This is a genomic window from Oleiphilus sp. HI0123 (assembly GCF_001635315.1).
Map to the genome: position 1 here is coordinate 1 of NZ_LWGE01000402.1, position 4,828 is coordinate 4,828.

Genomic DNA, 4,828 nt, shown 5'->3' on the forward strand with positions numbered 1-4,828 from the left:
AAAGCCTTAGGTATCGCCGAAACACAACTTGAGTTTTTTATTAAGAACGTTAATCGACGTGACCACAGCTTGACTTGGCAGTCACAGATCATCGAATTAGGACTCAACCCAGACACAGGTAAAGGCCAGCAGTTTATTAATCTCGTTAATGAAATTATGGGATTTCCTCGTCACCTTTCACAACATGTTGGTGGCTTTGTCATTTCATCCGGACCGCTATACGAACTCGTACCTGTCGAAAATGCCAGTATGGAGGCACGTACCGTCATTCAATGGGATAAAGATGACCTCGAAAGCCTTGGACTACTGAAAGTCGATGTATTGGCGCTCGGTATGCTCAGCGCTATCCGTAAGACATTTTCCCTTATTCAACAATACCACCAACGAGACTTGAGCATCGCAGATATCACCCGTATGCAGGATGACCCAAAGGTTTATCAGATGATTCAGCGAGCCGACACTATTGGCGTGTTCCAGATCGAGTCTCGTGCACAGATGAGTATGCTGCCACGTTTAAAACCAGAAAATTATTATGACCTGGTGATTCAGATCGCTATTGTCAGACCCGGGCCAATACAGGGAGATATGGTTCACCCCTTCCTAAAGCGGCGTAATGGTGAAGAGAACATCGAATACCCTTCGGAAGCTGTTAAGGAAGTCTTATCCCGCACGCTGGGAGTACCCATTTTTCAGGAGCAAGTGATCAAGCTGGCTATGGTCGCCGCCGGATTTACCGGGGGCGAAGCTGATCAACTCAGACGCGCCATGGCCTCTTGGAAAAAGACGGGTAAGCTGATGCAATTTAGATCGAAACTGATTGAGGGGATGCTGGAAAGGGGCTATGAGCAAGCCTTTGCAGAACGGATTTTTGAACAAATCTGCGGCTTTGGAGAGTACGGTTTTCCTGAGAGTCATTCAGCTTCATTTGCCGTACTCGCATACGCTTCTGCATGGTTAAAGCATTACTACCCAGTTGAGTTCTACACATCCTTACTCAACAGCCTACCCATGGGTTTCTATAGCGTTTCACAGCTCGTACAAGACGCTGTACGCCACAACATTGAAGTACGCCCCGTATGTATTAACCAGTCAGATTATGACCATCGTTTAGAAAAACTGCCTGAAAAAGGCACTAGTCATTACAGCCACGCCATGAGGTTAGGCTTACGGCAGATAAAGAACCTCAGCGAAAAAGGCGCCAGGGAAATTCTCAGCAAACGCCCGAATGCTGGTTATCAAAATGCACAGGCACTTCATCAGCTGACATTGAACCAAAAGGACCTTGAGGCCCTCGCTTCTGCCAATGCTTTACAATGTTTTGCAGAAAACCGCTACGCAGCGCGCTGGGCGCTTATGAATCCGCCTCAAAACTTGGCACTACCTGAGCAAGATGCAAAGCTGCAAGTAAAAGAGGAAGCACAATACCAATACCGGCCGAGCAACTTTGACAACCTGATTGAAGATTACGCCTCGCTACAACTAAGCCTTGAGCAGCACCCTATTACCTTATTAGACCGTATAGGTTGCTTAGGAAAATTTACCCGATCAACACAGCTAGCAAAGATTAAACATCAATCCTTTGTTGATATAGCCGGTGTCGTCACAGGAAAACAATCCCCAGGAACCGCTTCAGGTGTAACCTTTATGACCTTGGAAGATGACACCGGAAACATCAATGTCGTTATTTGGGCAGGCACGGCGCGGGCACAAAAAAAAGCTTACTTGAGCGCAAAAATCCTCAAGATCAAAGGCATCCTGGAACGTGAAGGAGAAGTCACCCATGTGATTGCGGGCAAGCTAGAAGACATGACGGAACAATTAGCAGGCTTACAGAGTCGTTCTAGAGATTTTCATTAAGACGCGAGGTTTATCTACCTTCATCAATTTGCTGTGCAATAAAGCCATCAAAGTGGTCACCTAAAGTTGTGCTTGTATTCTTCGGCACTTTGTCACCTCTCGTATACCATTTAATACCCAATAATGGTTAAGCACCCATAACCAAGCAATCAAGTACGCATCCTTCAGTCGTCGGATACTCTTTCATAAGGTCTTATAAGCAAACTTTGTAGTTAGCTCTACTCTCAATCCCCAGCTTCAAAAATCGTTTCTACCATTGCAGAGGCAACTCCAGAGACTTCTACCCGATAATCGGTTTTGCCAAAACTAAGCACGGCTCCAATAAAGGTGCTGCCAATCGCGTCTAGCATCTGATCTGGCTCCAATTGCATGTTTTCACAAATTTCGGCAACTTGGTCCGAAAATTCCTGCAATACTTCTTGAGACAGTTCACTCATACATAACCTTCCTAAGCCAGAATAATTTTCTTAACCATAAGAGAATTACGTCTATAAAACAATGGATTACTTAACTTACCCCTAAGCTATAGGTACTTTGTCACTTTATACGTATAGTTAAAAGACTGCCTTTTTTATGCAAATTGAGGCTTATCTTCAAAAACCAACTAATATTAAGGGATAGGTTGAGGTTGCCTGTCGTATTACAGAAGGTCTCTTGCTATGTAATAAATTACTCGCAAACTAGAAATGGAGAAGAAGCTTACTGTGGTAGTCTCTCTACTTGCTCAAAAACTTTTTGCTCTCGCACTATTGGTCTTAATCTGCTTTTCACATGCCAACGCTCAAGGCGATGACAAATTGATCATATTTGTCGACAAAAGTTACCCGCCTTATATGTATCAAGTTGAAAAAACAGAAGCTGACGGTTTATATCCAAGACTACTAGAAGCAACCATCAAACAGGCCGGGCTCAAAACTGAAATTAAAGCGTTACCCTGGAAGCGCGCTTTATTGTATAGCGCAAGCGGCAAAGGCGCTGTCGGCGGCGCGTATAAAAGTGATGAGCGCATAAAAACCTACGATTACTCCGCACCACTGTACCAGGAAAAACTGGTTTTATTTATCAATAAAGATAAGCCTTTTGAATTCAATTCAATTGAAGACCTGAAAGGAAAGGTTGTTGGCGTTAATCGCGGCTGGTCCTATGGCCAAGCATTCGATACAGCCAGAGAAAATGGTTTATTCACTCCAAATGTATGTAATGACCCTCACGATAATTTTAAAATTCTCGCCATGGGAAGAATCGACTGCGTCATACTAGATCAGATATCAGGCGATTCTTATACACGCATTTTGGGAATCGAAGATAAAGTGAGCGCTTTGCCCAATGCCTTTTCAATCAATGATGCTTACCTAATTATTCCTAAAGTACTTAAGATGACCCCATTTCTAAACGACTTTAATTCAGCACTTAGGCGCATACGCGAAGATGGCACTTATCAGAAAATCGTACAAACTTTCGTGCAAGAAGCCATGTCGGATTAACATGTATTTCTATTCCTAAATCATGTATCTGCAAAAAGTTATTAATTTTTCTTCCTCCGTGTAAACCTTTTCTAACTTCATTCGTTTACGCAATACAACCGACAAACAAATGGAGTTAGAAATGAATCAATCAAAGCTACTGGCTTATACCTTTGCCTTTTCAACCAGTCTTTTTGTGGCTGGCTGTGGCGACTCAAGTAACCAGGATGACACCGCACTAATGGGAGACTTGCAAGTCGCCGTCACCGACGCTGAAGAAGACTTTTTGACCTATCGAATTGAATTGGAATCCATACAACTCAAAAAAGCTAATGGCTCACTTGTCGAAGTGCTACCGCTTCAGAGTGAAATAGACTTTGTACAATATCAGGAGCTTTCTGAGCTTTTTGCCGTATTGTCTGTACCCGCAGGCGAATACCAAAGTGTTATATTGGGCCTGGATTACAGTGAGGCTGATATCGTTATTCAAGACGAAGAGGGTGCTTCTTATGAAGCTGCCATACAAGATGCCAATGGCAATGCGATTACTCAAATTGATGTGGAGCTAAATCTTAATGAAGGCAATAGCATCAATATATCCCCTTTCAAAACCGCTCAATTGACGCTTGATTTAGACTTGGCTGCCTCAAATACTATTGAGTCTTTCGAGCCACCCTTAGTAACTGTAGAGCCTTTCATGGTCGGCAGTACCGAGCTGGATATCGATAGGGAACATCGACTAAGGGGTTTACTCGAAAGTGTTGATCTGGCCACTAATACCATCGACATGAAACTAATTCCGATGCGCTTACGTCGCGGAACCTTTGGCGATTTCAACTTCCATGTCGATGACAATACACTGTATGAGATTGATGGCGTTGAGTACACGTCTGAAGAAGGCTTAAGCTTACTAGCAGAACAAGCTGAGGAGACCCCTCTTATTGCTTTTGGTGGCCCTTCAGAAGAAGGTGAGCAACGCTACTTGGCAACACAGGTACTCGCCGGTAACAGTGTTCCTTGGGCTGAACAAGATGTATTGAAAGGCATCATCACTGCACGCAGTGACTCAAGCATTTCGATTCAAGGTGCAGTCGTCGAGACTGGCGACCAGGCGGCTCACTTTCAGACAGAAGTCACACTGGCGGTTACTGAAGATACTGTTGTCACAGGTTATCGCTTAGGTGATGCCAGCATCGCCAATTTATCGGTAGGGCAACGAATACTAGCGTTGGGTGAATTTAACGCTGACAATAATGAATTCGATAGTAGTCAAGGCCATGTCAGAATGAAGCTCAATGCCATTGTGGGCGAAGTGGTGCAGGCATCTCCTTTGGAGTTGGATCTTAGCCATATCAACAAACGACCAATTGATCTTTTTGACTTTAGTGGCACAGGCCTTGATGCGGCTAATGATGCTTCACCTGAACAGTATGAAATCAACAGCTCTACACTGGATATTAGCGCTATCGAAGAAGATGAGTGGATGCAGGTACGCGGTTACCCCAGTT

At 44.0% G+C, this 4,828-nt stretch carries 5 protein-coding genes; 3 read left to right on the forward strand and 2 right to left on the reverse strand.

Going from position 1 to position 4,828, the window contains the following annotated elements:
- The coding region (locus tag A3761_RS03830; RefSeq protein WP_231881148.1) for an OB-fold nucleic acid binding domain-containing protein at window positions 1-1,857 on the forward strand (1,857 nt) is incomplete at its 5' end.
- A 10-nt stretch (window positions 1,858-1,867) separates the two neighbouring features.
- On the opposite strand, the gene A3761_RS28920 is transcribed toward A3761_RS03830, so the two are convergent.
- Complete coding sequence (locus tag A3761_RS28920; protein ID WP_156490383.1) at window positions 1,868-1,945, reverse strand: type II toxin-antitoxin system ParD family antitoxin; 78 nt, start codon at window positions 1,943-1,945, stop codon at window positions 1,868-1,870.
- Between the two features lie 136 nt (window positions 1,946-2,081).
- The gene (locus tag A3761_RS03835) at window positions 2,082-2,294 is read right to left on the reverse strand and encodes a hypothetical protein (protein ID WP_068553384.1); all 213 of its coding nucleotides are present in this window, start codon (window positions 2,292-2,294) and stop codon (window positions 2,082-2,084) included.
- A gap of 249 nt (window positions 2,295-2,543) precedes the next feature.
- On the opposite strand from A3761_RS03835, the gene A3761_RS03840 reads away from it, so the two are divergent.
- Both A3761_RS03840 and A3761_RS03845 read left to right on the forward strand, forming a co-directional pair.
- The gene (locus A3761_RS03840) at window positions 2,544-3,341 is read left to right on the forward strand and encodes an ABC transporter substrate-binding protein (RefSeq protein WP_068553383.1); all 798 of its coding nucleotides are present in this window, start codon (window positions 2,544-2,546) and stop codon (window positions 3,339-3,341) included.
- 121 nt (window positions 3,342-3,462) lie between these two features.
- Window positions 3,463-4,828: DUF4382 domain-containing protein (locus tag A3761_RS03845; RefSeq protein WP_068749848.1), on the forward strand; the 1,366-nt coding region annotated here is incomplete at its 3' end.

Coding starts and splice junctions, on each gene's coding strand:
- A3761_RS03835 (WP_068553384.1), bottom strand. CDS start 2,294: ATGAGTGAACTGTCTCAAGAAGTATTGCAGGAATTTTCGGACCAAGTT.
- A3761_RS03840 (WP_068553383.1), top strand. CDS start 2,544: ATGGAGAAGAAGCTTACTGTGGTAGTCTCTCTACTTGCTCAAAAACTT.